The organism is Allokutzneria multivorans (assembly GCF_039537405.1).
In the GTDB taxonomy this organism is placed as follows: Bacteria; Actinomycetota; Actinomycetes; order Mycobacteriales; family Pseudonocardiaceae; genus Allokutzneria; species Allokutzneria multivorans.
In genome coordinates, this window is record NZ_BAABAL010000009.1 from 346,851 (window position 1) to 369,622 (window position 22,772).

Annotated in this window: 22 protein-coding genes; 15 read left to right on the forward strand and 7 right to left on the reverse strand. The window is 67.9% G+C overall.

From position 1 onward, the window contains the following. The first annotated feature begins 6 nt into the window (after positions 1-6). From solA to ABD798_RS16630, 6 genes are all read left to right on the forward strand, one after another. On the forward strand, positions 7-1,137 hold the full coding sequence (gene solA, locus ABD798_RS16605; RefSeq protein ID WP_344875648.1) for an N-methyl-L-tryptophan oxidase: 1,131 nt from the start codon (positions 7-9) through the stop codon (positions 1,135-1,137). Continuing rightward, on the forward strand, positions 1,134-2,246 hold the full coding sequence (locus tag ABD798_RS16610) for an aromatic ring-hydroxylating oxygenase subunit alpha (protein ID WP_344875650.1): 1,113 nt from the start codon (positions 1,134-1,136) through the stop codon (positions 2,244-2,246). Before solA ends, ABD798_RS16610 begins: the two co-directional genes overlap by 4 nt. A gap of 90 nt (positions 2,247-2,336) precedes the next feature. Next, a complete protein-coding gene (locus ABD798_RS16615) occupies positions 2,337-3,797 on the forward strand; it encodes an aldehyde dehydrogenase family protein (protein WP_344875652.1) in 1,461 nt (486 codons plus the stop codon). An 18-nt stretch (positions 3,798-3,815) separates the two neighbouring features. Further along, on the forward strand, positions 3,816-5,315 hold the full coding sequence (locus tag ABD798_RS16620; protein WP_344875654.1) for an APC family permease: 1,500 nt from the start codon (positions 3,816-3,818) through the stop codon (positions 5,313-5,315). Then, entirely contained in the window at positions 5,312-6,847 is a 1,536-nt protein-coding gene (locus tag ABD798_RS16625) for a GMC family oxidoreductase (protein ID WP_344875656.1), read from the forward strand. The genes ABD798_RS16620 and ABD798_RS16625 overlap by 4 nt, the downstream gene beginning before the upstream one ends. Before the next feature lie 399 nt (positions 6,848-7,246). After that, on the forward strand, positions 7,247-8,443 hold the full coding sequence (locus ABD798_RS16630; protein WP_344875658.1) for an HNH endonuclease signature motif containing protein: 1,197 nt from the start codon (positions 7,247-7,249) through the stop codon (positions 8,441-8,443). A 563-nt stretch (positions 8,444-9,006) separates the two neighbouring features. On the opposite strand, the gene ABD798_RS16635 is transcribed toward ABD798_RS16630, so the two are convergent. Together ABD798_RS16635 and ABD798_RS16640 are read right to left on the reverse strand one after the other, a co-directional pair. After that, complete coding sequence (locus ABD798_RS16635) at positions 9,007-10,515, reverse strand: AAA family ATPase (protein ID WP_344875660.1); 1,509 nt, start codon at positions 10,513-10,515, stop codon at positions 9,007-9,009. A gap of 91 nt (positions 10,516-10,606) precedes the next feature. Further along, on the reverse strand, positions 10,607-11,857 hold the full coding sequence (locus ABD798_RS16640; protein WP_344875662.1) for a glycosyltransferase: 1,251 nt from the start codon (positions 11,855-11,857) through the stop codon (positions 10,607-10,609). A gap of 67 nt (positions 11,858-11,924) precedes the next feature. On the opposite strand from ABD798_RS16640, the gene ABD798_RS16645 reads away from it, so the two are divergent. From ABD798_RS16645 to ABD798_RS16655, 3 genes are all read left to right on the forward strand, one after another. Then, positions 11,925-13,079 (forward strand): glycosyltransferase 87 family protein, encoded by a 1,155-nt coding sequence (locus tag ABD798_RS16645; protein WP_344875664.1) that lies wholly within the window; start codon positions 11,925-11,927, stop codon positions 13,077-13,079. Further along, entirely contained in the window at positions 13,066-13,503 is a 438-nt protein-coding gene (locus ABD798_RS16650) for an SRPBCC family protein (RefSeq protein WP_344875666.1), read from the forward strand. Before ABD798_RS16645 ends, ABD798_RS16650 begins: the two co-directional genes overlap by 14 nt. 72 nt (positions 13,504-13,575) lie before the next feature. Beyond that, the gene (locus ABD798_RS16655) at positions 13,576-13,887 is read left to right on the forward strand and encodes an ArsR/SmtB family transcription factor (RefSeq protein WP_344875667.1); all 312 of its coding nucleotides are present in this window, start codon (positions 13,576-13,578) and stop codon (positions 13,885-13,887) included. On the opposite strand, the gene ABD798_RS16660 is transcribed toward ABD798_RS16655, so the two are convergent. After that, positions 13,862-14,536: a TetR/AcrR family transcriptional regulator C-terminal domain-containing protein gene (locus ABD798_RS16660; protein WP_344875669.1), complete on the reverse strand. Its 675-nt coding sequence runs from the start codon at positions 14,534-14,536 to the stop codon at positions 13,862-13,864. The two genes, ABD798_RS16655 and ABD798_RS16660, sit on opposite strands and share 26 nt — an antisense overlap. A gap of 75 nt (positions 14,537-14,611) precedes the next feature. Here ABD798_RS16660 and ABD798_RS16665 point away from each other — a divergent pair, with 75 nt between their 5' ends. Beyond that, positions 14,612-15,565 carry a quinone oxidoreductase family protein gene (locus tag ABD798_RS16665; RefSeq protein WP_344875671.1) on the forward strand — a complete coding sequence of 318 codons (954 nt, stop codon included), beginning with the start codon at positions 14,612-14,614 and terminating at the stop codon, positions 15,563-15,565. A 91-nt stretch (positions 15,566-15,656) separates the two neighbouring features. Beyond that, positions 15,657-16,076: an organic hydroperoxide resistance protein gene (locus ABD798_RS16670; RefSeq protein ID WP_425549227.1), complete on the forward strand. Its 420-nt coding sequence runs from the start codon at positions 15,657-15,659 to the stop codon at positions 16,074-16,076. On the opposite strand, the gene ABD798_RS16675 is transcribed toward ABD798_RS16670, so the two are convergent. Both ABD798_RS16675 and ABD798_RS16680 read right to left on the reverse strand, forming a co-directional pair. After that, a complete protein-coding gene (locus tag ABD798_RS16675) occupies positions 16,057-16,668 on the reverse strand; it encodes a hypothetical protein (RefSeq protein WP_344875675.1) in 612 nt (203 codons plus the stop codon). The two genes, ABD798_RS16670 and ABD798_RS16675, sit on opposite strands and share 20 nt — an antisense overlap. A gap of 262 nt (positions 16,669-16,930) precedes the next feature. Continuing rightward, positions 16,931-18,103: a helix-turn-helix domain-containing protein gene (locus ABD798_RS16680; protein ID WP_344875677.1), complete on the reverse strand. Its 1,173-nt coding sequence runs from the start codon at positions 18,101-18,103 to the stop codon at positions 16,931-16,933. 119 nt (positions 18,104-18,222) lie between these two features. Here ABD798_RS16680 and amcB point away from each other — a divergent pair, with 119 nt between their 5' ends. Together amcB and amcA are read left to right on the forward strand one after the other, a co-directional pair. Beyond that, a complete protein-coding gene (gene amcB / locus ABD798_RS16685; RefSeq protein WP_344875679.1) occupies positions 18,223-19,329 on the forward strand; it encodes a cyclophane-forming radical SAM peptide maturase AmcB in 1,107 nt (368 codons plus the stop codon). After that, on the forward strand, positions 19,307-19,492 hold the full coding sequence (gene amcA / locus ABD798_RS37215; RefSeq protein WP_425549228.1) for a multiple cyclophane-containing RiPP AmcA: 186 nt from the start codon (positions 19,307-19,309) through the stop codon (positions 19,490-19,492). Before amcB ends, amcA begins: the two co-directional genes overlap by 23 nt. A 4-nt stretch (positions 19,493-19,496) precedes the next feature. Here the strand turns inward: amcA and ABD798_RS16690 are convergent, their stop codons facing one another. After that, positions 19,497-20,159: a pentapeptide repeat-containing protein gene (locus tag ABD798_RS16690; protein WP_344875681.1), complete on the reverse strand. Its 663-nt coding sequence runs from the start codon at positions 20,157-20,159 to the stop codon at positions 19,497-19,499. Positions 20,160-20,223: 64 nt separating this feature from the next. Here ABD798_RS16690 and ABD798_RS16695 point away from each other — a divergent pair, with 64 nt between their 5' ends. After that, complete coding sequence (locus ABD798_RS16695) at positions 20,224-20,727, forward strand: peptide deformylase (RefSeq protein ID WP_344875683.1); 504 nt, start codon at positions 20,224-20,226, stop codon at positions 20,725-20,727. 65 nt (positions 20,728-20,792) lie between these two features. Next, positions 20,793-21,110 carry a DUF3040 domain-containing protein gene (locus tag ABD798_RS16700; RefSeq protein WP_344875685.1) on the forward strand — a complete coding sequence of 106 codons (318 nt, stop codon included), beginning with the start codon at positions 20,793-20,795 and terminating at the stop codon, positions 21,108-21,110. On the opposite strand, the gene ABD798_RS16705 is transcribed toward ABD798_RS16700, so the two are convergent. Then, entirely contained in the window at positions 21,064-22,623 is a 1,560-nt protein-coding gene (locus tag ABD798_RS16705) for an NCS1 family nucleobase:cation symporter-1 (protein WP_344875687.1), read from the reverse strand. The genes ABD798_RS16700 and ABD798_RS16705 overlap by 47 nt on opposite strands. Between the last annotated feature and the right edge of the window lie 149 nt (positions 22,624-22,772).

Below are 22,772 nucleotides of genomic sequence, written 5' to 3' on the forward strand. Positions count from 1 at the left end.
GGAACGATGTATGACGTCATTGTCGTTGGCCTGGGCGGAATGGGCAGCGCCGCCGCGCACCACCTGGCGGACAGGGGAGCGCGCGTGCTCGGCCTGGAGCGGTTCGGCCCCGCGCACAACAAGGGTTCCAGTCACGGCGGCTCGCGGATCGTCCGGCAGTCCTATTTCGAGGACCCCGCCTACGTTCCATTGCTGCTGCGCGCTTACGAGCTGTGGGAGAAGCTCGAACGCGACACCGGACGCGAGATCCTGTCGCTCACCGGCGGCGTGATGGTCGGCCCGCCAACGAGCAAGACCGTAGCGGGAAGCCGACTCTCGGCCGAGAAATGGGATCTCCCGCACGAGATGCTCGACGCGACGGAGGTGCGCAAGAGGTTCCCGACGCTGAACCCGCTGCCGGACGAGGTCGCGCTGTTCGAGGAGCGCGCGGGCTTCGTCCGTCCTGAAGAGACGGTCACGGCCCATCTCCAGCTCGCCGCGGCGAAGGCCGACATCCGCTTCGAAGAGCCGATGCTGCACTATGAGTCCACTTCGGACGGTGTGCGTGTGATCACCGCGAAGGGGACTTACGAGGCCGGGGAGCTCGTGATCTGCCCGGGGGCTTGGGCGCCGGAGTTGTTGGCGGACCTCAACGTTCCGTTCGCGATCGAGCGCCAGATCCAGTTCTGGTTCGAGCCGACCGGCGGTGTCGAGCGTTTCGACCAGAGCCATCACCCCATTTACATCTGGGAGGACGCCGCCGGAGTGCAGGTGTACGGATTCCCCGCGCACGACGGGCCTTCCGGTGGCGCGAAGGTGGCCTTCTTCCGCAAGGGCGTGCTGTGCACACCGGAAACGATCGAGCGCACTGTGCACCAGCACGAGATCGACGCGATGGCAGGGCACATGGAAAAGTGCATCCCCGCGTTGCCCGGCCGTTTTCTTCGCGCGGCCACGTGCATGTACACGACCACGCCCGACGAGCACTTCGTGATCGCCCGCCACCCCGAGCACGAACGCGTCACCGTCGCGTGCGGGTTCTCCGGGCACGGCTTCAAGTTCGTCCCCGTCGTCGGCGAGATCCTGGCCGACCTCGCTCTTACCGGCCGCACCGAGCACCCGATCGCGCTGTTCGACCCACGCAGGAGCTTCGCATGACGTCCTCTCTGATCCCCACCCTGCCAGGAAGCGACTACACGGACCCCGAGAACTTCCGCCGCGAGCAGGAGCGGATCTTCGAGCACATGTGGTTCTGCGCCATCAGGTCCGACGAACTGGCCAAGCCGGGCGCTTTCCGCACTGTCCAAATTGGACGCGAGAGTGTGATGATCACGCGCAACCGCGCGGGTGGTCTGCGTGCGTTCCTCAACATCTGCCGCCACCGCGGCGCGAAACTGTGCGTCGAGGAGACAGGCGAAGTCCGGCGCAACTTCCAGTGCCCTTACCACGCGTGGACCTACGACCTCGACGGCAAGCTGATCGCGGCGCCGAACCTGACGAAGATGCCCGACATCGACCGCACGACCTACGGGCTCGTTGGTGTGCACCTGCGGGAGTGGCTAGGCTACGTGTGGGTGTGCCTCGCCGAGGAGCCGCCCTCGTTCGAGGACACCGTGCTGCGCGAAGTCGTCGACCGGCTCGGCGACGCGGAATCGCTCGACCGCTACTCGGTGGAGGAGCTGACGCTCGGGCGGCGGATCACCTACGACGTCAAGGCGAACTGGAAGCTGATCGTCGAGAACTTCATGGAGTGCTACCACTGCGCGACGATCCACCCCGAGCTGACCGAGGTCCTGCCGGAGTTCGCCGACGGCTACGCCGCGCAGTACTACGTCGGCCACGGAGCCGAGTTCGCCGAGGAGGCCAAGGGTTTCACCGTCGACGGCAGCGAGGGTTTCGGGCGCCTGCCCGGGATCGCCGACGACCAGGACCGCCGCTACTACGCGATCACCATCAAGCCGCAGGTGTTCGTCAACATGGTGCCCGACCACGTGATCGTGCACCGGATGTTCCCGCTGGCGGCGGATCGCACGGTCGTGGAGTGCGACTGGCTGTACTCGCCGGAGGTCGTGCGCGAGGGCCGCGACCTCTCGCGCTCGGTGGAGCTGTTCCACCGGGTGAACCAGCAGGACTTCGACGCGTGCGAGCGGTGCCAGCCCGCGATGGACTCGCGCGCCTACCGCTCCGGCGGCGTTCTCGTGCCGAGCGAGCACCACATCGGTGAGTTCCACAAGTGGGTGGTCGAGCAGACGGCTGACAACCGATAGTCGCCCCCGTTCGGCCGGGGGCGGGTGCCGGAGGGGTGGGCTAGGGTCGGAATCACTCTGGTGAATCCGTTCCGGTCGAAGGGACCTCCGATGCCCGAGCTGTACATCGGCGGCAGGTGGGAGTCGGCTCGCGCCGGAGGACGGCGCGAGATCCGATGCCCTGCCGACGGCGCCGTTGTGTCCACTGTGGACGAAGCGACCCGTGAGGACACCGAGGCCGCGATCGCCGCTGCCAGAACGGCTTTCGACACCGGACCCTGGCCGAGAACACCCGCTTCCGAGCGCGCGGCACTGCTGCTCAAGGTCGCCGAGCTGCTCCAGCGCGACAAGGCGGAGTTCGCCCGCGCGGAGTCGCTGGACACCGGCAAACGCCTGGTGGAGAGCGAGTACGACATCGACGACGTGACGGCGTGCTTCCGGTACTTCGCGTCGCAGGTCGGCGCGGAGTCGGGGCGCGTCGTCGACACGGGCAACCCCGACGTGCTCAGCCGCGTGGTGCACGAGCCCATCGGCGTGTGCGGGCTGATCACGCCGTGGAACTACCCGCTGTTGCAGACCTCGTGGAAGGTCGCGCCGGCACTCGCTGCGGGCTGCGCGTTCGTGCTGAAGCCGAGCGAGTTGACGCCGTCGACCGCGATCTTGCTGATGCGCCTGCTCGACGAGGCTGGACTGCCCCCAGGAGTGGCGAACCTGGTGCTGGGCGCGGGTCCGGAGGCTGGTGCGCCGCTGTCGGAGCACCCGGACGTCGACCTGGTGTCGTTCACCGGCGGCCTCGCCACGGGTCAGCGGATCATGGCGTCGGCGGCCGCGACGGTGAAGAAGGTCGCGCTGGAGCTGGGCGGCAAGAACCCCAACATCGTGTTCGCGGACGCGGACTTCGAGACGGCCGTCGACTACGCGCTGACCGCGATCTTCCTGCACTCCGGCCAGGTCTGCTCCGCCGGTGCGCGGCTGATCGTCCAGGACGAGCTGCACGACCGCTTCGTCGACGAGCTGGTGCGCCGGGCTTCCACGATCCGCCTCGGCGGGCCGTTCGACGAGAAGGCCGAGACCGGGCCGCTGATCTCCGAGGCGCACCGCGCCAAGGTCGAGGCCTACGTGGCGACCGGGATCGCCGAAGGAGCTGTGCTGCGCTGCGGTGGAATCGTGCCGGAAGGTATCGGGTTCTACTACCCGCCAACGATTCTGGACGAGTGCCGATCGGGGATGACGGTGCTGCGCGAGGAGTCCTTCGGGCCGGTGCTGACCGTGGAGCGGTTCACCGACGAGGACGACGCGGTGCGGCTCGGCAACGACACGGACTACGGCCTCGCCGGGGCGGTGTGGACCACCGACGCCGGTCGGGCGCAACGGGTCGCGGCGCGGCTGCGGCACGGAACTGTGTGGATCAACGACTACCACCCCTATGTGCCCCAAGCGGAATGGGGCGGTTTCAAGCGCTCGGGTGTCGGGCGCGAACTGGGCCCGAGCGGGCTGGAGGAGTACCGGGAGACCAAGCACGTCTGGCAGAACCTGAACCCGGAGCCGCAGAACTGGTTCGCCGGGAGCTGACCTGAGCGGAGGGACCACATGGCGGAGAGTCCGGAGGACACGGGGCTCGCGCAGTTCGGCTACAAGCAGGAACTCAAACGCACACTGGGCATCTTCCACACCTTCGCGGCGGGGATCAGCTACATCTCCATCCTCACCGGGACCTTCCAGCTGTTCTACCTCGGCATGGCGCAGGGCGGCCCCGCGTACTGGTGGTCCTGGCCGATGGTCTTCGTGGGCCAGCTCATGGTGGCGCTGTGCTTCGCGGAGCTGGCCGGGACCTACCCGGTCGCGGGCTCGGTCTACAACTGGACGAAGCGGCTGAGCAACCCGCACGTGGCGTGGCTGGCCGGGTGGATGATGCTCATCGCCTCGATCACCACGATCGCCGCGGTCGCTTTGGCCTACCAGCAGACGCTGCCGCAGATCTCCGCCGCGTTCCAGGTCGTCGGCACCGGCGGCGACCCGACCGACTCCGCGACCAACGCGGTGGTGCTCGGCGCGGTGCTGATCCTGTTCACCACGTTGGTCAACGCCTTCGGGGTGAAGCTCATGGCGCGGATCAACAGCGCGGGCGTGCTCGTCGAGCTGATCGCCGCCGTGCTGCTGATCATCGTGCTGGCGGCCAACATCACGCGCGGACCGGAGGTGGTCACGGAGACGCACGGCACCGGAGCCGGGCACTCGCTCGGCTACCTCGGCGCGTTCCTGACCGCGTCGCTGGCCTCTGCGTACGTCATGTACGGCTACGACACCGCCGCCTCGCTCGGCGAGGAGTCGCTGAATCCGCGCAAGAACGCGCCGAAGGCGATCCTGCGCGCGCTGATCGCCTCGTTCGTGCTCGGCGGGCTGATCCTGCTGTTCGCGCTGATGGCGGCCAAGGACATCAACGCGCCCGAGCTGACCACGACGGGCCTCCAGTTCATCCTGCTGGACGTGCTCGGCCCGACGCTCGGCACGATCTTCCTGTGGGCGGTGGTCGTCGCGATCACCGTGTGCGTGCTCGCCGTGCAGACCGCGAGCATCCGAATGGCCTTCGCCATGGCCAGGGACAACAACCTGCCAGCGGCTGGTTTGCTCGCCCGGGTGAGCCCGCGCTTCGGCACGCCGGTGGCGCCTGCGGTGATCACCGGCTTGATCGCGGTCGGCATCCTGGTGGTGAACGTGGGGCAGCCGCAGATCTTCGCCGTGATCACCAGCATCGCGATCATCATGATCTACATCGCGTACCTGATGGTGACCGTGCCGATGCTGCTGGCGCGCCTGCGCGGACGGTGGCAGCCTGCGGGCTTCTCGTTGGGGCGGTGGGGGATTCCGGTGAACGTGCTGGCGATCCTGTGGGGAACCGGCATGACGCTGAACCTGCTGTGGCCACGCCAGGAGATCTACAACCCCAGCGAGCCGTTCCACTGGTACCTGCGGTGGGGCGCGGTCCTGTTCGTCGGTGGTGTCGCTGTGATCGGCTTCGCCTGCTACTGGTTCGTGTTGCGGCACAAGACCGGTGTGCGTGCGGAGAACGCTGCGGAGGAGTCGTCGTGAGCGAGTTCGACTACGTCATCGTCGGTGGCGGCACGGCCGGGTCGGTGCTCGCCGCGCGGTTGTCGGAGGACCCTGACGTCACCGTCTGCCTGCTGGAGGCCGGACCGTCCGATGTGGACGATGAGGCCATCCTGCGCCTGGACCGCTGGATGGCGTTGCTGGAGTCCGGCTACGACTGGGACTACCCGGTGGAGGAGCAGGCCAACGGCAACTCGTTCATGCGTCACGCCCGGGCCAAGGTGCTCGGCGGGTGCTCCTCGCACAACTCGTGCATCGCGTTCTGGGCTCCGGCCGAGGACCTCGACGAGTGGGCCGCCAACGGCTGCACCGGCTGGAGCGCTGCGGACGTTTTCCCGCTGTACCAGCGCTTGGAGACCAACGACGGCCCCGGCGACCACCACGGCCGCTCCGGTCCCGTGCAGATCCGCAGCATCAAGTCCGTCGACCCGTGTGGCGCCGCGCTCCTGGAAGCCTGTGCGGCAGCGGGTATTCCGCGCGCGGAGTTCAACTCCGGCAAGACCGTGACCAACGGCGCGAACTGGTTCCAGATCAACTCCGACGCCGCGAACAACCGCTCGTCGGCCTCGGCCGCCTACCTGCACCCGATCATGGGCACGCGCCCCAACCTCGAAGTGCGCACCGGCGTCCGCGCGAAGAAACTCGTGATCTCCTCCGGCCGCTGCACCGGTGTCGACTACCTCGCCCCCGACCTGCTGCACACGCTGACAGCCTCCGCGCGCCGCGAGGTCATCGTCAGCTGCGGCGCCATCGAGAGCCCGAAACTGCTGATGCTCTCCGGCATCGGCCCTGCGGAACACCTCCGCGAGTTCGGCATCGACGTCATCGTCGACTCACCCGGCGTCGGCGAGAACTTCCAGGACCACCCCGAGGGCGTGATCCAGTGGGAGGCCAAGCGCCCCATGCCCGTGGAATCCACGCAATGGTGGGAGATCGGCGTCTTCACCACCACTCGCGACGGCCTCGACCGGCCGGATCTCATGTTCCACTACGGCTCGGTCCCCTTCGACCTCAACACCGCGCGGCACGGCTATCCGACGACGGAGAACGGCTTCTGCCTCACCCCGAACGTCACCCGGAGCCGGTCCCTGGGGACGGTTCGCTTGCAGAGCCCCGACTATCGGGATCGGCCGCTGGTTGACCCGCGGTACTTCACGCACGAGCACGACATTCGCGTGATGACAGAAGGGTTCCGGCTGGCGCGGCGGATCGTCGCGCAGGAAGCGATGGGGCCTTGGGCAGGGGCGGAGTTGGCGCCGGGGGTGGATGTCCGGTCGGATGATGAGCTGCTGGACTACATCCGGAAGACCCACAACACGGTGTACCACCCGTCGTCGACAGTGCGGATGGGGGCGGACGCGGGGTCGCCCTTGGACGCGGAGTTGCGGGTGAAGGGGGTGGAGGGATTGCGGGTGGCTGACGGGTCCGTGATGCCGTTCTTGATCGCTGTGAATCCTTGCATCACGACGATGATGATCGGGGAGAAGTGCGCTGATCTTGTTCGGGGGTTTTAGGTTGGGGTGGTTGGGTTCTTGGTCGGGTACGGGGCTTCCAGCTTGCGCCGGTTCAGCATGGGGTGCGGCGGTGCCAGCGTGGGGTCGGCTTGACCTGGGGGCCCCTTGCGCGTGCCCCTGGGCCTTACAGGGGCACGGGATGAAACACCCGGCCCTCGCGCGAGCGTATGGCACGCGCACCCCAGGTAAAGCCGACCGTTCCAGCCGCGTGTCGCGTTTTGTTTGGGGCGCCTGGGCTGGGTGTCGCTGAGAGTTAGTCCACTGTGGACGTTACTCGATCGCTCCCGTTCTGTTGCTGGGAGTATCACGGGCTGAAACCGTTGGTAGGCAGGGGAATCACCCGCTGGAACTTCGCCATTCCCGTCTCCTCTTTCTACTATTGAAGGAGGAGGGGAACATATGGAGATCACTGATTTTATAGATCATCTCACAGGGTTTCAGCCGTATCAGCTGCCGGAGGAAGAGATCCTGCCGACGGTGCGGGAACTGGAGACGGTGCAGCGGATGGTGGTCGCGGTCATGGCCGATCTGACGGCCGAGGCCGAGGCCCGGAGTCTGCATGTGGTGCACGGGTGCCGGAGCGTGGCGGTGTTGTTGCGGGACACTCTGGTGTTGTCGCCGTATGAGGCTCGGCGTCGGGCGCGGTTGGTGAAAGAGCTGCCGTCGCTGCCCGAGACGGCGAGGGCGTTGCGGGAGGGGGATATTCAAGCCGAGCACGTGTTCGTCATCGCCGACACCCTCCGCGTCCTGCCCGCCGAACACCACGACGACGCCGAGCGGGAGCTGGCCAAGCACGCCCGCACCTTGAACCACAAGGAACTGGAGAAAGCCGGAAAATACCTCCGCGCACTCCTGGACCCCGACGGCGTCTTCGCGGAAGAGCAGGACAGCATCGCCAAACGGGGCTTGAAGGCGCATCAGGACGCCAACGGGAACACGATCATCCGAGGCGTGTTGGACCCGGAAGCGGGTGAGGCGTTCATGACCGCGATGCAGTCCCTCGCGACGCCCCGCAAGGATGATGATCGGACACCGGAGCAGCGCAACGCCGACGCCCTCATCGAACTGGTGCGGGTCGCGATGGCTTCTCAGGGGTTGCCGATGCAGGGTGGGGAACGACCGCAGGTGATCATCACGATCTCCTACGAAGCCCTCCTCGCCGGACTCTCCGTCGGGTGGACATCGTGGAGCGGGCCGCTCTCAGCACAGTTGGTGCGCAAGATCGCCTGCGACTCCACCGCCATCCCTGTAGTGCTCGACGGCAACGGGGTACCTCTGGACTACGGAAGGGAGAAGCGGACCGCGCCGAAAGCGCTCCGGAAGGCACTGGCGGTGCGGGACGAGGGGTGTGCCTTCCCCGGGTGTGATCGGCCTCCGGCGTGGACGGAAGCTCATCACGTGGTGCATTGGATCAACGGGGGCGAGACCAACCTGGGCAACATGGTCCTGCTGTGCTCGCATCATCATCACGTGATCCACCAGGAAGAGTGGGAGATCGTCTTCGAGGCGGGGTTGCCGGTGTTCCTGCCGCCTGCGTGGATCGACCCGGCACGTGAGCCACGCAGGAACATCCGGCTCGCGGCTGTGGCGGGATAGAAACATTGTCCTATTGACATGTTTGGTAGAGCCGGGCTCGGATTGCCGTGTTGAGCCGAATGGGTCAATTCGGGCACTTGAGGGCTGCATGCGGGCAAGCCGGTGGGCTGCCGAGCTGGCTGTGCGGTGGCGGCGCCGGGCAGGGTATTTCCCGGTTGGCCGGGGCGAGCGTCAACAACCAAAACCTGTCCTCCTCACGATCGACCAGTGAGCCGTCGCGGGTGGGTAAAAATGTGGAGGGGCACGCTTAATCTTCGTGCCCTTCGATTGCTTGAGGAAGATTTTACGTAGAAGCACCGCTCTGGCCAGGATCTTTTCTTGCTTCAGTGCTGGCCGAATGCTGAAGGATCGTCAGCTTGGCTCCGCTTTCCCGGGGGTGACCCTAAATGTGTGTTAAGGGTGCAGTGATGCGGGTCACACTACGATAATCGCGTCATCGGGGGTCTGCTAGCTTTGCCCTCGATCGATTCCGGGGTAACGCTCCTGGCTAAATCGAAATCACCAGAACTTCATTCCCGCCGGTGATCTGTGCGCCCTGGTCGCCGGCATGCGGGGCGGTCGGCTCAAGTCAGGACCCCCAGCCCGACTTGGGCCGGCCCGCCCTCCCCCTCGGGTGCGCAGTGCTCCCTGGCGAGGAGCCGGAACAGATCCGGCAGCCGATAGCGGTCCCCGTCACCGGCGAGCAGCACCCGGGACGCGGCGAGGCTCTCCAGCAGCCGAGCCGCCCTCTCCGAGCTCACTCCGGCGAGCGCCCCAGCGACCGTCGGAGTGATCTCGGAGAACCCCAGCAGCCCCAGTCGCCGGAACAACCGGCCCGCGTGCGGGCCGAGCGCCCGCACGCTTCCCTCCAGCGCCTCCCGCAGATCCAGGCCGCCGTGCCGCAACTCGGCCAGGCGGTGCGCGTCGACGGCGAGGCGATCGGCCATCCGCTGCAAAGTCCACTGTGGATGGTCGGCGAGCTTGGCGCCGACGATGCGCAGGGCCAGCGGAAGACCCTCGCACAGGAACGCGATGCGCCGCGCGGCGAGCTGCTCGGCGGCCACCCGGCCCTCGCCGACGAGCGCGTCGAGCAGGGTCAGGGACTCGTGCGAGCTCAAGCCGCTCAACTCCACGCGGTGTGCGCCCGCGAGGCCGGTCAGGCGCCTGCGCGAGGTGGCGAGCACGGCGCAGCCGCCGCAGCCGGGCAGCAGCGGAGCCACCTGCTCCTCATCGGCGACGTTGTCCAGCACGACCAGCACGCGGCGCTCGGCCAGAACACTGCGGTAGAGCGCGGCGCGCTCGTCAGAGCCGTCGGGAACCTGAGAAGCGCCGAGCGCGCGCAGGAAACCGGCCATGACGTCCAATGTGGACAGGGGATCGTTCTTGCCCGACCGGAAGTCCGCGTAGAGCTGGCCGTCGGGAAACTCGGAGCGGAGCCGGTGGCCGACGCGCACGGCGAGCGCCGACTTGCCGGTGCCGGGCGCGCCGGTGATCACGGCGAGCGCGGGAGCGTAGCCGGAAGGCGAGCCTTCCAAGCTCGCGCACAGCCGATCGGTCTCGGCGAAGCGGCCGGAGAGCTCGGCGATGTCAGCGGGCAACTGCGCGGGGCGGACCTCACCCTGTTCGGCGCGGCGCAGCCCCTCGATGATCTCCGCGCGCAGCTCTTCCAGCACCTCGGTGTCGAGGTCGATGCCGGGCAGCACCGGACCGCGGAACTCCTCCAGCGCCTCGCGCAGGTAGCGAGCCTTCTCCTCGGGAGCCGTCGCGGTGCGCGCCGCGCGGACGAGCGCCTCGCACCAGCGCAGGTCCAGGCGGTGGCCGCTGGTCTCGATGACGTAGCCGGGGGAGCGCGTGAGTATCACACCGGGATCACCGAAAGCCTTGCGCAGCGCGGAAACGGCGATCTTCACCTGCTTGCGCGCGGCGTCGTGCGGGCGGTCGGGCCAGGCCAGCGCGGCCAGCTCGTCCACCCCGACGACCTGCCCGGAGCGCAGCAGCAGGACGGCCAGGAGCGCGCGCTGCCGCTTCCCGTTGACCGGAACGCGACCGTGCGCACCCCTGGCTTCCAACTCTCCGAGGACCCGGAACTCCATGTGGCACCCCCGTCCTGGAACCAGGATGCCGCCCGCCGCTGACCGGGCGCTAAAAACGCTGTACCGCGCCCATACCCGGCGGATACCCGGGCTACAGGCGCTTCAGGAACTCCACCACCGGAGCCGCCCCGTCCTCAGCGTTGATCAGCGCGGACAGCGCGGTGGCGCGCTCGCGGAAGCGCGGGTCGGTCACGGCCGCGTGGACAGCGGCGCCGAGCCGGTCAGCGGTGATCGTGCTCATCGGCACAGGCGGCGTCGCGACGCCGAGCCTGGCCAGCGTGCCGGACCAGAAGGGCTGGTCGGCCAGCACCGGAACGGGGATCGCCGGCACGCCCGCGCGCAGCGCCGCCGCCGAGGTGCCCGCGCCCGCGTGGTGCACGACCGCGGCCATCCTCGGGAACAGCCATTCGTGCGGCACATCGCCGATGGTGATCAGGTTCTCGTCCTGGAGGGAGCTCATGTCGGCCCAGCCCGCCTGGACGACCCCGCGCACCCCGGCCTGCCGCAGCGCGGTCGCGGCGAGGCGCCCGAGGTGCTCGCCGTCCCCGGGAACCATGCTGCCGAAACCGACGAACACCGGCGGCGGGCCCGCTTCGAGGAACTCGACCAGCTCGGCGGGCGGCTGCCAGCCGGGCGCGACGTGCGGCCACCAGTAGCCGCAGACCTCCATGCCCTCGCGCCAATCGGCCGGGCGCGGGATCACGTGCCTGCTGTAGCCGTTGAACACCGGCCACTTCTCGGTGTTCTGCTCGCGCAGAGCCTGACCGACGGAGAGCTTGGGCAGCCCGTAGCGCTCGCGCACCACGGCCGAGGCGGGAGCGTAGGCGGAGCCGACCATGCGCACCATGGCGTTCGCCGCGAGGACGTTGCCGAGCGGGCCGAACGAGCCGCCCTTGCTCAGGATGGGCGCGAACTCGCGCGTGGGGTAGGAGGGGGAGAGGAACACCCCGGCGCTCGGCACGCGCAGGCCCTTGGCGACCGAGTACGCGATCGTGGAGACCATCGGTGCCGCGAGCAGCACGTCCGGGCCCTCCTCCTCGGCGACGTCGGCGAGCGCCCCTGCCGCGCGAACCATCTCCTTCTTCAGCACCTTCATCTGCCTGAACATGCCGATCGCGGAGGACTTGGCCTGCGACCACTTCTGGCCGTCCTCGGACTTCAACGCCTCGCGGGGGTCGCCCGGCAGCGCGCGGAAATCGAGCCCGCACGCGCGCACCATCTCCTCGAAGGGGGCGTGCGTGGCGATGGTGACCTTGTGACCTTCTGCGATCAGGCGCACGCCGAGGCCCGTGTAGGGGGAGACGTCTCCCCTGGAACCGGCGGTCGCGAGTAGCACGTGCATGGCTGCTTCTCCCCCGTAGCGAGTGTCGATCGCAACGCTAACTCGCGGGCTCTGTATGAAGGCACCCGTGGTGCACACTCGGAACGCTCTGCTTGCCCTCGCGGCGGCGACCGTGCTAGCGGCGCTGTTCACCTGGGGGTCGACGCTGATCGACCTCCAGGTCTACCGGGCAGGCGGGCACGCCTGGCTCAACGGCCTGCCGCTGTACGGCGACGGTTTTCCCTACCTGCCCAGCGACACGGGGCTGCCGTTCACCTACCCGCCGTTCGCCGCCGTGCTCTTCGCTCCGCTCGCGCTGCTGCCGATGACCGGTGCGGTAGTGGTGCTGACGCTGCTGACCGTGCTCGCACTGGCCGGGACCTGTGTGCTCGTCGTGCGCCACCTCGGCAGGAACTGGTTGCTGGGCCTGGTCTTCACGCTGCTCTGCGTGCTGGTCGAGCCCGTGCGGTCGTCGCTGTGGCTCGGTCAGATCAACGTGCTGCTGATGGTCGCCGTCGTCGCGGACTGCCTGCTGCCGAGGACGCCGTGGCCGCGCGGGCTGCTGATCGGCATCGTCGCGGCGATCAAGCTCACCCCGGCGGCTTTCGGGCTGTACTTCGTGGTGTCGCGGCAGTGGCGGCCGGTCGGCAACGTGGTCCTGGGCTTCCTCGGGGCCACCGCGTTGGGTTTCCTGTTGGCCCCCAAGGACTCCATGGCCTACTGGTTCGGCGTCCTCGCCAGCACGGACCGCATCGGGGCCTCGTGGTCGCGGGACAACCAGTCGCTGCGCGGGCTTCTCGCGCGCAGCGGGCTGCCGGACTCCACGATCATTCCACTGTGGACAGTCGGCGTTGTGGTGATCGTCGCGGTGGCGTGGTTCGTCGCGGCGAGGTTGCGGCGCCGTGGCGAGGATCTTGTGGCGTTGACCGTGGTCGCGGTGGCCGGGCTGCTGGCTTCGCCGGTGTCGTGGACGACGCACTGGGTGTGGGTGGTGCCCGCGCTGATCGGGCTGGTGCTCGCGCGGAGGTGGGTGTGGCTCGCCGTGGTGGCCGTGTTCTTCGCCGAGCCGCACCGGTTGATGTCGCCGCACGGGAACTTCCTGTGGTGGCAGCACCTGGTCGGCAACGCCTACCTGATCATCGCCGTCGCGCTCCTAGTGCAACTCGTCGGTTGCGCCTCGCGGAACGATGTGCAACTCTTGGGTTGCACCAACCGAGAGGGAGAACGCCATGAGCAGCACTGACCGCATCGAGCGGGAACTCGTCATCGACGCGCCGGTCGAGAGGGTGTGGGCCGCGATCACCGAGTCCGACCAGATCGTGAAGTGGTTGGGGGACTTCGCCGAGATCGACCTGAAGCCCGGGGGGCGACTGGTCTTCGGCTGGTCCGAGCACGGGCGCTTCAACGCCGTGATCGACGAGGTCGAGCCCACGTCGCGGCTGGTCTACCGGTGGACCACCGAATCGGGCGTGGAGGTCACCGACGGCAACGCCACCCGGGTCGAGTACACGCTCGCGCCCGAAGGCTCCGGAACCCGGCTTCGCTTGGTGGAGAACGGTTTCGACGCGCTCGCCTTCGCGCCGGAGGTGCGCGCCGCCAAGCACGCGGACAACGTCGGCGGCTGGCAGTCCGAGCTGGACGAGCTGAAGGTGTACGTGGAGGCATGACTTCCGGCGACGTGATCTTCTCAGCGGAGGCGGCATGATTTCCGGTGACGTGATCTTCCCAGCGGAGGCGGCATGACGGTCGACGAGGTTCTTGCGGCGCTTGCCGATCCGATGCGCAGGCGGTTGCTCGACCTGCTCGCCGAGAAGGGGGAGTGCTCGGCGACCGTGCTCGCCGCCGAGCTCCCCGTCACCCGGCAGGCGGTGGTGAAACACCTTGCCGTGCTGGAGAAAGCCGCGTTGGTGGCCGGGCGGCGGCACGGTCGCGAGGTGCGCTACGCCGTCCGGCCGGAAGCGCTCGGGGCGACCGCGCGGTGGATGGACCACGTCGCGTCCGAGTGGGACCGCAGGCTCGCGGTGATCAAGAAGATCGCCGAGGAGTCGTGAACGGCTCCAGGCCCATGATGAGCGCGGTCAGCCCGAACTCGAACTGGGCGTCGCCGCCGCTGGTCGCGGCCAGCTCCCCGGCGAGGTCGACGACCGTCGGATAGTCCACTTCGGACACCGCTGCCATGGTCGCGCGCAGACGGCGCCGCCCTTCGGGGTCCTGTTTCTCCGCGTTCATCTGGGATTCCCACAGGGCGGCGCCGAGCACGAAGGTGAACAGCGAGGTGTGCGCCCGCGCCGCGTTCTCCTTGCTGAAGCCCGCCTCTCGTAGCGCGCGCACGACGGTTTCCGTTGCGGCGGCGGTCTCCGGGCCCTTGAGCGGCCTGCTCGCGAGGATGCGCAGCAGGCACGGGTGCTCCAGCAGCAGCTCGCGCAGACCCGTTGCGACAGAACGGAGTTGCTGTTGCCACGGGCCTTGGGCGGAGGAGAGCTTGCGCGTGCTGAACAGGTGGTCGCGGACGGCGTCGATCAGCTCGTCCTTGTTGCGGAAGTACGTGTAGAGCGCCATCGGGCCGACGCCCAGCTCCTTCGCGAGCGCGCGCAGACTGAACGCCTCCACGCCCTCGGTCTTCATCAGGCCCAGTGCCGTGGTGACGATCAGCTCCGGGTTGAGCGTGTTGCGCGGGGCCCTCGTGCGCTTGTCGGACATCACTTCTCCAGCTCGGCGGCGCTACTGTACGGTGTACTGTACGCCGTACAGTCGTTGTTTGGAGAGGGACTCCCGATGCGTGCAGTGCAGATCACCGAGTTCGGCGGGCCCGAGGTGCTGACCATGGCCTCGCTGCCCGATCCCGTCGCCGGGCCCGGGCAGGTGCTGATCACCGTGGACCGCGCCGGCATCAACTACGCCGACACCCACCAGGTCGAGAACTCCTACCTGGCCCCCGCCTCGCTGCCGCTGGTCCCGGGCGGTGAGGTCGTCGGGCACACCGAGGACGGCCGTCGCGTCGTCGCGCTGCTCAACGGCGGCGGCTACGCCGAGAAGGCCGCCGCCGCGACGCACAGCACCTTCGACGTGCCCGAGGGCGTCAGCGACGGCGCCGCGCTCGCGCTGGTGTTGCAGGGCACGACCGCGTGGCACCTGCTGCGGACCTCCGCGCGGATGATCGAGGGTGAGACCGTCGTCGTGCACGCCGCCGCCGGGGGAGTCGGATCCCTCGCGGTGCAGCTCGCCAAGCAGTGGGGTGCCGGGCGCGTCATCGCCACCGCCTCCACCGAGGAGAAGCGCGCCAAGGCTCTGGAGCTGGGCGCCGACGTCGCGGTCGACGGGGCTCCCGAGGGCTTGAAGGAGCGGCTCGTCGAGGCCAACGGCGGCAAGCGCGTCGACATCGTGCTGGAAATGGTCGGCGGTCCCACTTTCGACGCTTCCCTTGCCGCGCTCGGCCGTTTCGGTCGCGTCATCACCTACGGCGCCGCTTCGCGGGAGGCCGCGACGCCGGTCGTCCCCGCCGCGCTGATGCGGGGCTCGAAGTCCGTCGTCGGGTTCTGGCTGGCCGACTGCTTCGGCGTGCCCGGCATGATCGGCGAGCCGCTGGCCGAGCTGTTCGCGCTCGCGGAGAAGGGGCAGCTCACCGCGATCGTCGGCGGCGACTACCCGATGTCCGATGTGGCCAAGGCGCACAACGACATCCGCTCGCGCCGCACCGTCGGCAAGCTCGTGCTCGACCCGCGCCGCTAGCCCCGCGTCCACGCACGCGAATGCCGCGTTTGGTCCGTTGAGGTACCTGAATGAGTCATTGAGCGCTTACGAGGAGGAGAGATCTGTGGGTGTGAGCAAGGTTTTGTACACGGCGCGCGCGACGGTGGACGGCGGGCGTGAGGGCAAGTCGGTCAGCGGGGACGGGCGGCTGGACGTCGCGCTCGCGCCGCCCGCGGAGCTGGGTGGTTCGGGCAACGGCACCAACCCGGAGCAGCTGTTCGCGGCCGGGTTCGCCGCGTGCTTCCACAGTGCGCTGAAGTTGGTGGCGCGCAAGGCGAAGCAGGACGTAGCCGCCTCAACCGTGGCGGCCGAGGTGGGCATCGGGCCGCTGGCCGAGGGCGTGGGCTACGGGCTGCGCGTGCACCTCGTCGTGACGCTGCCCGGCCTGGACCGCGCCGTCGCCGCTCAGCTCGTCGACGCGGCCGACCAGGTGTGCCCGTACTCCAACGCCACCAGGGGCAACATCCCGGTCACGCACGAGATCGCGTGATCTCTGCGGTGACCCCGCGCGCGATGCGCAGCCACCGCACGATCGCGCCGATCGCCAGCAGCGCGAGGACGATCCCGCCGCCCCGGAAGAACAGGATGTCCATCCAGCTCTTCGTGGCCACCTTCTCCGGGTCCGAGGCCAGCACCTCGACCCTGACCGGCGTGCCGGAGTCCGCGCGGCCGGGCATCCTGCCCCGGTACTCGACCCCGTTCACCGTGTACTTGCCGTCGCACGTCGTGGTGCGCCCCTTGGTGGTGCACCCGGCGTAGACCGCGTCGACCGCGATCGTCGGCTTGGCGGCGACCACCGTCTGCGCCAGACCGATGCCACCGATGAACCCGGCGAACAGCACCAGCACGAGCGCCACGAACGGCCCGTTGGTCGGGAGGTCCTTGCGCACCTGGTGGTAGCGCATCGTGCGCATCGCCGCGAAGATCATGCCGAGCAGGATGACCGCGCCCGCGAGGACCAGCGCCGCGTCGCTGGGCGCCTCGCCGTCGCGGACGGCGCCGATGACCATGGCCGTGAGGAACGCCAGCGTCAGCCCGACCATCGCCACGCCGGTCGCCCGGCGGAAGAACAAGAGGTCCACGACGCGACATCCTGACAGGCTTTCGCCACGCCCGAGGCGTTATCGGGTTCTAGGGCCTGTCCCGCAAGTCGCCGGGTTCGGCGGTCTTCAAGACCTACAAACCCCCGCCCCAGCGGTCTTCAACGACGGCAAACCTCGCGAGGCTGCTGGGTTTGCGGCGGTTAACGATGATCAACAGAGGGGTTTGGTGGTCTTGAAGACACCCCAACCCCCAGCGGCACCGTGACCGGAATACGCAGCTCAACCACTTACAGGACAGGCCCTAGACAGCCAGCCGGGCTCTCTTCGCCAAACTCGTCAGAGTCGGATTGCTCCGCCTGTGGAGCGAAATCAGGACCCGTAGCAGCTCCTGGCTGGTGGGATGCACCTTTGCCATTTGAGGCGCCGCGTCCCATGCCTGCCTGAGTGATTCGAGCGCTCCGTCACGATCCCTCATGGCGAGCCGCGCTCGTGAGACGTTCAAGTGCAAGGGCGCGATCCGAGTCGCTGGCACGACGAGCCGCTGCTTGCTCAAGTCGCTCGCGATGCGTAGTGCGTCGCGATGCCTCTCAAGATCGACGAATGTCGCGACGTCGTGGGTGGCCGTGTTCTCCGGGCCGAAGTGGAGGCCGTGCTCGTCCACGTCCTGCGGAAACTCCTGAGCCAGTCGCCATGCGGCCGCCCGGTGCCGTGCCGCTTCGGCCGTGTCGCCGAGCCTTCCAGCCAGTGTCAACCCTCGAAGGTGCAGGATGCCCAGCGCGAAGGCACGGTCGCGTCCAGTTGTGGATGCCTCGGTGCGGACGATCGATCGTTCGACGATGGCGAGTCCGCTCTGGAAGTCACCTGAGTTCAGAAAGGCACCAGCCGCATCGCGCGAGGCTACGGCGGCAGCCACAGCGGTGGCGCGCTCGGCGGCCAGCTGTTGCTTGACGACGGCGAGGTCGGCGAGATCCATCCACCGATGCCGAGCGGCGAGCCAGTAGACGCTGCTGTAGACGTCGGCCACCAATCCCCATGCCGAGGGCGTTCCCGATGAATGAGCGTGATCGGTGGACCGCGCCAACAGATTCGGAAGTCTCGCCAAGACTCCCGAGAGGTCGGCGCTACCGCGCAGCCTGACGAGTTCCCTCAGGTCGTCACGAATCGCCTTCGGCGTGATCACACTGTCGTTGGGCAGGTCGAACCGCCGTATCGTCGCGCGCAGCTCGTCAAGAGCGTTCGCGTCGTCGCGTTCGACAGGGGCGCTGCCGAGAATGTGGTCCAGGGTCGTGCCCATCGCCGTGGCGAGATCTGCGGCCACGGGTTGGGTCAGCGTCCGGATGCCGGTCTCGATCTTGGTCAGCAGCGAGAGCGACACGCCTGCCTTGCGGGCGAGCGAGGCCTGACTCATGTTGCGTTCTTTGCGGAGAACAGCGACATTCCGGCCCGGTCCTGGTGTGGTCGTCTCGCGACTCATACTCCAGCCTTCCCGCAGCAGAAGCCCCTATGCATCTTCGCAGAAGTTGAACCTGTCGAGCCGTCGATTGTGAAAGAAGTGTGTCGGTTCGGGCGCGCCGTGAGGTGTTCACTGAACTGGTGCCTGCTTCGATCGACTACAGCAGATTCGTCCAACCGTCCGTTGTCGTCATGCAGCCCACGACCTTGTGCAATCTCGACTGTGCCTACTGCTACCTCCCCGCACGGCACAGAGCCCTCAACATGCTTCCGGCGGTCGCCCGGGCTGTCGCTTCGTCCGTTGCTCATTGGACGGCGCGACGGCGCGTCGAGATCTGTTGGCACGGCGGTGAGCCGCTGACTCTCGGACGTGACTACCTGAGTTCGCTCATGGATGCGTTCGACGGCCTCGACGTGGTCCACAGCATCCAGACCAACTCAACGCTCATCACGCCCGAGTGGTCGCGGTTCCTCTTGGACCGCCGCGTCCGGGTGGGGGTGAGCATCGACGGGCCGAGGCGAAGCAACGGTGACCGCGTCGATCGTGCTGGCCGCCACGCCTACGAGCGCATTCACCGTGGTATCCGGCAGCTGGTTGGTGACGGGCACGAGGTCTCAGCGATCGCGGTCGTGTCGGACCCGACCCCGCGACGCGCTCGATCCCTCTACTCGTTCGTCTCCGAATTGGGGTGCACGTGGCTCGGGGTCAACATCGAGGAGCGGGAGGGGGCGAACACCCGGCGGAACAGTTTCATCTCCGACGAGGTCGTCGGATTCTGGGCGGAGCTCTTCGGGGAGTGGAGCAGGCAACCTCGTGTCCGTTTGCGCGAGGCGCAGCGTGCTCTGGCCTACGCGCAAGGTGTTCTCAACGGCCAGAAGTTCGCAACGTCCACTATGGACCCTCTGCCCTCTGTTGCGTGGAACGGTGAGGTCACCCTGTTCTCGCCCGAACTGGTCGGCTACAGCTCTGCGCGTTTGGGTGAGTTCAGTTGTGGTTCCGTTCTGCGTACTTCTCTGGATGAGCTCATCAGGCGTGGTTCTCGTGCGCCTTGGGTCGCTGAGTTCTTGCGTGGAGCTCGTCGCTGTCGCGTCTCGTGCGACTACTTCGACTTCTGCGGTGGCGGTACCGCGGCCAACCGCTACTTCGAAACTGGACGGATGGACTCCACAGAAACGGACTACTGCCGCAACAGCAAGAAGGCACTGATGGAAGGAGTGCTCGCACATGTCAGCACCATCGCTCGCTGAGCGCGTCCGGTCATGCGAAGCAGAGTTCCGAACACTCGCCGGGCTCCTTCCGCCCGAGCGGCCGAGTCAGAACTGGGACAGCCGTCCAACTTGGGACGACAAGCCGGGCGGCAGACCCTGGGACAACAAGCCCAGCTGGGACAACTGGGCAAAGAAGAGATAGGTGCCTAGTCCCGCACGGACAGCCCGGCCTCGGTCGCCAGTTCGACCGCGACCGAGACGGCTTGTGCGCGGGTGATCTCCGCGCCTCGCAAGTTGTGCAGGCCTCGCGCACCCTCCAGACGCGACGTGCCCAGATCGCACCGGGAAGCACCGGAGACGTCGAACTCCGTTCCCGCGAAATCGCAGTCGGCGAACACGATGTTGGAGATATCGCCCGAGATCCGCGCTTCGCGGAACGAACAACTCCGGAACGCGGCGATGCCCTTCACCCGCTCCACGTGGATGTCGGCGTAGTCCAAGCGGCATCCGTCGAAGAACAGGTCGGCCGCGTGCTCAACGGACAACCGCAGCCCGATCGCCCGGCACCGCACCAATTCCACGCGCCGTGCGTCGACGCGTTTGAGGACGGCGTTGGACAGGTCGACGTCGGTCAGGAGCACATCGGACAGGTGGAGCGGGGCCAGCCGAGCGTCGGTGAGGTTCACCTGCCGCACGGTGCTGGCAGTCAGCGAACCTTCTCCGACGGCACCGGTTTGGTCGAGATCGTGCACGAGTGCCTCGGACAGGTCGAACTCGCCTCGCAGCCCCGCACCGTCCTCGACGAGGTCCTCAAGCTCGATCGTCGGTCGCTGGATCGAGCGCCCGGCAACCACTTCCAGGAAGTCCACCGCCCGAGCCTACTGAATCGCACGGTGACTAGGCTTGGTGGAAGTGCTGAGGGGGAGGGGAAAGATGGCGATCCGGCCGTTGCGGTACTTCGGTGATCCGGTGTTGAAGTCGCCGTCGGATCCGGTGACGGTGTTCGACGCCAAGCTGAAGTCGCTCGTGGACGATCTGATGGAGTCGGTGACGCTGCCGGGGCGCGCGGGGTTGGCGGCGCCGCAGATCGGGGTGGGGGCGCGCGCGTTCAGCTACCTGGTGGACGGCAGGCACGGGTACGTGGTGAACCCGGTGATCGTGGAGCTGTCGGAGAAGGTCCACGACGGACTGGAGGGCTGCCTTTCGGTGCCGGGAATGAACTTCCCGACGCGCAGAGCGACCTTCGCGACGGTGCGCGGGGTGGACGTGAACAACGAGCCGGTGGTGGTGAGCGGGCGCGGAGAGCTGGCGCGCTGCCTCCAGCACGAGACGGACCACCTGGACGGGCTGCTCTACCTGGACCGGCTCGATCCCGCTCAGCGCAAGGAAGCCTTCCGCCTGGCCCGCGCCTCGGACTGGTTCTGGAAGGCGCGCTGAGTTTGACCGGCGGCACGGCAGGGCACCCGGGGAGCCACCAGCCTCGCGCAGCCACGGGAGCCGCCATGCTGAGCCAGGACGACCAGGCCCGCTTTCGGGAGATCGAACGCCACCTCGCCCAGGAGGACCCCCGCTTCGCGCGTGCGCTCAGCGAGGGCCGTCCGCGGCGTCCTGCGGGGGACGTCAGCTGGTGGGCGGTGACGGTGTTCGCGCTCTCCCTGGTGACGATCGCCGTCGCGGTGGTGGCGTTGTCGTTCTCGTTGCTGCTCTTCGGAGTCGTGCTGATCGGCGCATCGATGTTGTTGCGCCGCAGGCACGTCCACCGGGGCCAGCGGCTCAGTCCACCGCGCGAGCAGCCTCCCGGCGCCGCTGCGGCAGGCTGAGCAGCACGTAGGCCCCGAGCGCGACGACGAGCCCGACGGCCCAGCTGTAGTCGTAGAGCGGCTTCAGGAACGGGATCAGGCCGTCCTCGGGGAAGGGGCCCTTGCCCGGCACGGAGTACGCGCCACCGACGGCCGCGACGCTGCCGAGGACGGTGGCGAACACCGCGTTGATGTTCCAGCCGCCGGTGAACCAGTACCGCCCGCCGCGCTCGTACAGATCGGGCAGGTGCAACGTCTTCTTGCCCAGCACCCAGTACCCGGCGGCGAGCACGCCCGCGATGGAGCCGAGCAGGCCGCCGTAGAAGCCGAGCCACACGTAGATGTAGATGTTGGGGTCGGCGACGAGGTGCCACGGCTGGATGGCGATGCCGAGCACGCCGGTGATCAGCCCGCCGACGCGGAAGCTGATCAGCCGGGGCGCGGCGTTGGAGAAGTCGTAGGACGGGCTGACCACGTTGGCCGCCACGTTCACCGACAGGGTCGCCACCATCACGGTGAACAGGCTCAGCGCCACCACAAGCGGGTTGTCGAACTTCTCGGTGAGCTTGATCGGGTCCCAGATCGCCTCGCCGTAGATCACCGCCGTGCCCGACGTGATGAAGATCGACAGCAGCGCGAAGAAGGACATCGTGGTGGGCAGGCCGAGCACCTGGCCCCACGCCTGCTGCCGCTGGCTGCCGCCGAAGCGGGTGAAGTCCGGCATGTTCAGCGACAGCGTCGACCAGAAGGCGATCATGCCCATCAGCGAGGGCGCGAACACGCTCCAGAACTCGATGCCCCAGCCGAGCTTGGAGGGCTGCTCCAGGATCGGACCGACGCCGCCCGCCTCGATCAGCACCCACACCAGCAGCGCGACGGCGGCCACGATCACGAACGGCGCTGCCCAGTTCTCGAAGCGCCGCAACGTGTCCATGCCCCGCCAGATGATCACCATCTGCACGGCCCAGAAGAACAGGAAGGCCGCCCACAGCGTCCACGGCTGGCCGAACACCCGGTCGGCGTCGCGCCACCACGAGCCGAGCAGCTTCCCGGCCAGCGCGTAGATCGCCTCGCCGCCGATCCAGGTCTGGATGCCGAACCACCCGCAGGCGATGAAAGCCCGCAGCAGCCCGGCGAAGTTCGCCCCGCGCACCCCGTAGAAGGCGCGCGCGAACACCGGGAACGGCACGCCGTACTTGGTGCCCGCGTGGCTGTTGAGCAACATCGGGATGAGCACCAGCAGGTTCCCGAGCGTGATGGTGACGAAGGCCTGCACCCAGCTCATGCCCAGCGCGATCAGCCCGGAGGCCAACAGGTAGCTGGGGATGTTGTGCGCCATCCCGATCCACAGCGCGGCGAAGTTGTAGGTGGTCCAGGTGCGCTTGGCCACCGGGACCGGGGCCAGCTCCTCGTTGTAGTACGGGCTGTGCTCGATCGAGGCCGGATCGGCGAGCTCCACCCGTCCGTCGGCTTGCGCGATCTGACCGGCTTCGCTGGGTGTGGAGGAGGGCGGTGTGGAGGAGGGCAGCGCCATCGGTCACTCCTCGTTTCTGCTGGTGGGCACACATCGTCGGGGGCGGGGGCCGAGCGCGGGAGTGGCAAAGTGTCACAGCTTTGCCAAGTTGACCACACACTCTGTCCATTCGCGCCCCGCCGAAGGTGCCCACCAGCAGCGAGGTTCAG

Excerpts from the sequence above, each read along its gene's own strand:
- ABD798_RS16695 (WP_344875683.1), top strand. The coding sequence starts at position 20,224 with ATGGCGATCCGGCCGTTGCGGTACTTCGGTGATCCGGTGTTGAAGTCG.
- ABD798_RS16620 (WP_344875654.1), top strand. The coding sequence starts at position 3,816 with ATGGCGGAGAGTCCGGAGGACACGGGGCTCGCGCAGTTCGGCTACAAG.
- amcA (WP_425549228.1), top strand. The coding sequence starts at position 19,307 with ATGTCAGCACCATCGCTCGCTGAGCGCGTCCGGTCATGCGAAGCAGAG.
- ABD798_RS16655 (WP_344875667.1), top strand. The coding sequence starts at position 13,576 with ATGACGGTCGACGAGGTTCTTGCGGCGCTTGCCGATCCGATGCGCAGG.
- ABD798_RS16610 (WP_344875650.1), top strand. The coding sequence starts at position 1,134 with ATGACGTCCTCTCTGATCCCCACCCTGCCAGGAAGCGACTACACGGAC.
- ABD798_RS16635 (WP_344875660.1), bottom strand. The coding sequence starts at position 10,515 with ATGGAGTTCCGGGTCCTCGGAGAGTTGGAAGCCAGGGGTGCGCACGGT.
- ABD798_RS16680 (WP_344875677.1), bottom strand. The coding sequence starts at position 18,103 with ATGAGTCGCGAGACGACCACACCAGGACCGGGCCGGAATGTCGCTGTT.
- solA (WP_344875648.1), top strand. The coding sequence starts at position 7 with ATGTATGACGTCATTGTCGTTGGCCTGGGCGGAATGGGCAGCGCCGCC.
- ABD798_RS16640 (WP_344875662.1), bottom strand. The coding sequence starts at position 11,857 with ATGCACGTGCTACTCGCGACCGCCGGTTCCAGGGGAGACGTCTCCCCC.
- ABD798_RS16700 (WP_344875685.1), top strand. The coding sequence starts at position 20,793 with ATGCTGAGCCAGGACGACCAGGCCCGCTTTCGGGAGATCGAACGCCAC.
- ABD798_RS16665 (WP_344875671.1), top strand. The coding sequence starts at position 14,612 with ATGCGTGCAGTGCAGATCACCGAGTTCGGCGGGCCCGAGGTGCTGACC.
- ABD798_RS16630 (WP_344875658.1), top strand. The coding sequence starts at position 7,247 with ATGGAGATCACTGATTTTATAGATCATCTCACAGGGTTTCAGCCGTAT.
- ABD798_RS16660 (WP_344875669.1), bottom strand. The coding sequence starts at position 14,536 with ATGTCCGACAAGCGCACGAGGGCCCCGCGCAACACGCTCAACCCGGAG.
- ABD798_RS16705 (WP_344875687.1), bottom strand. The coding sequence starts at position 22,623 with ATGGCGCTGCCCTCCTCCACACCGCCCTCCTCCACACCCAGCGAAGCC.
- ABD798_RS16615 (WP_344875652.1), top strand. The coding sequence starts at position 2,337 with ATGCCCGAGCTGTACATCGGCGGCAGGTGGGAGTCGGCTCGCGCCGGA.
- ABD798_RS16650 (WP_344875666.1), top strand. The coding sequence starts at position 13,066 with ATGAGCAGCACTGACCGCATCGAGCGGGAACTCGTCATCGACGCGCCG.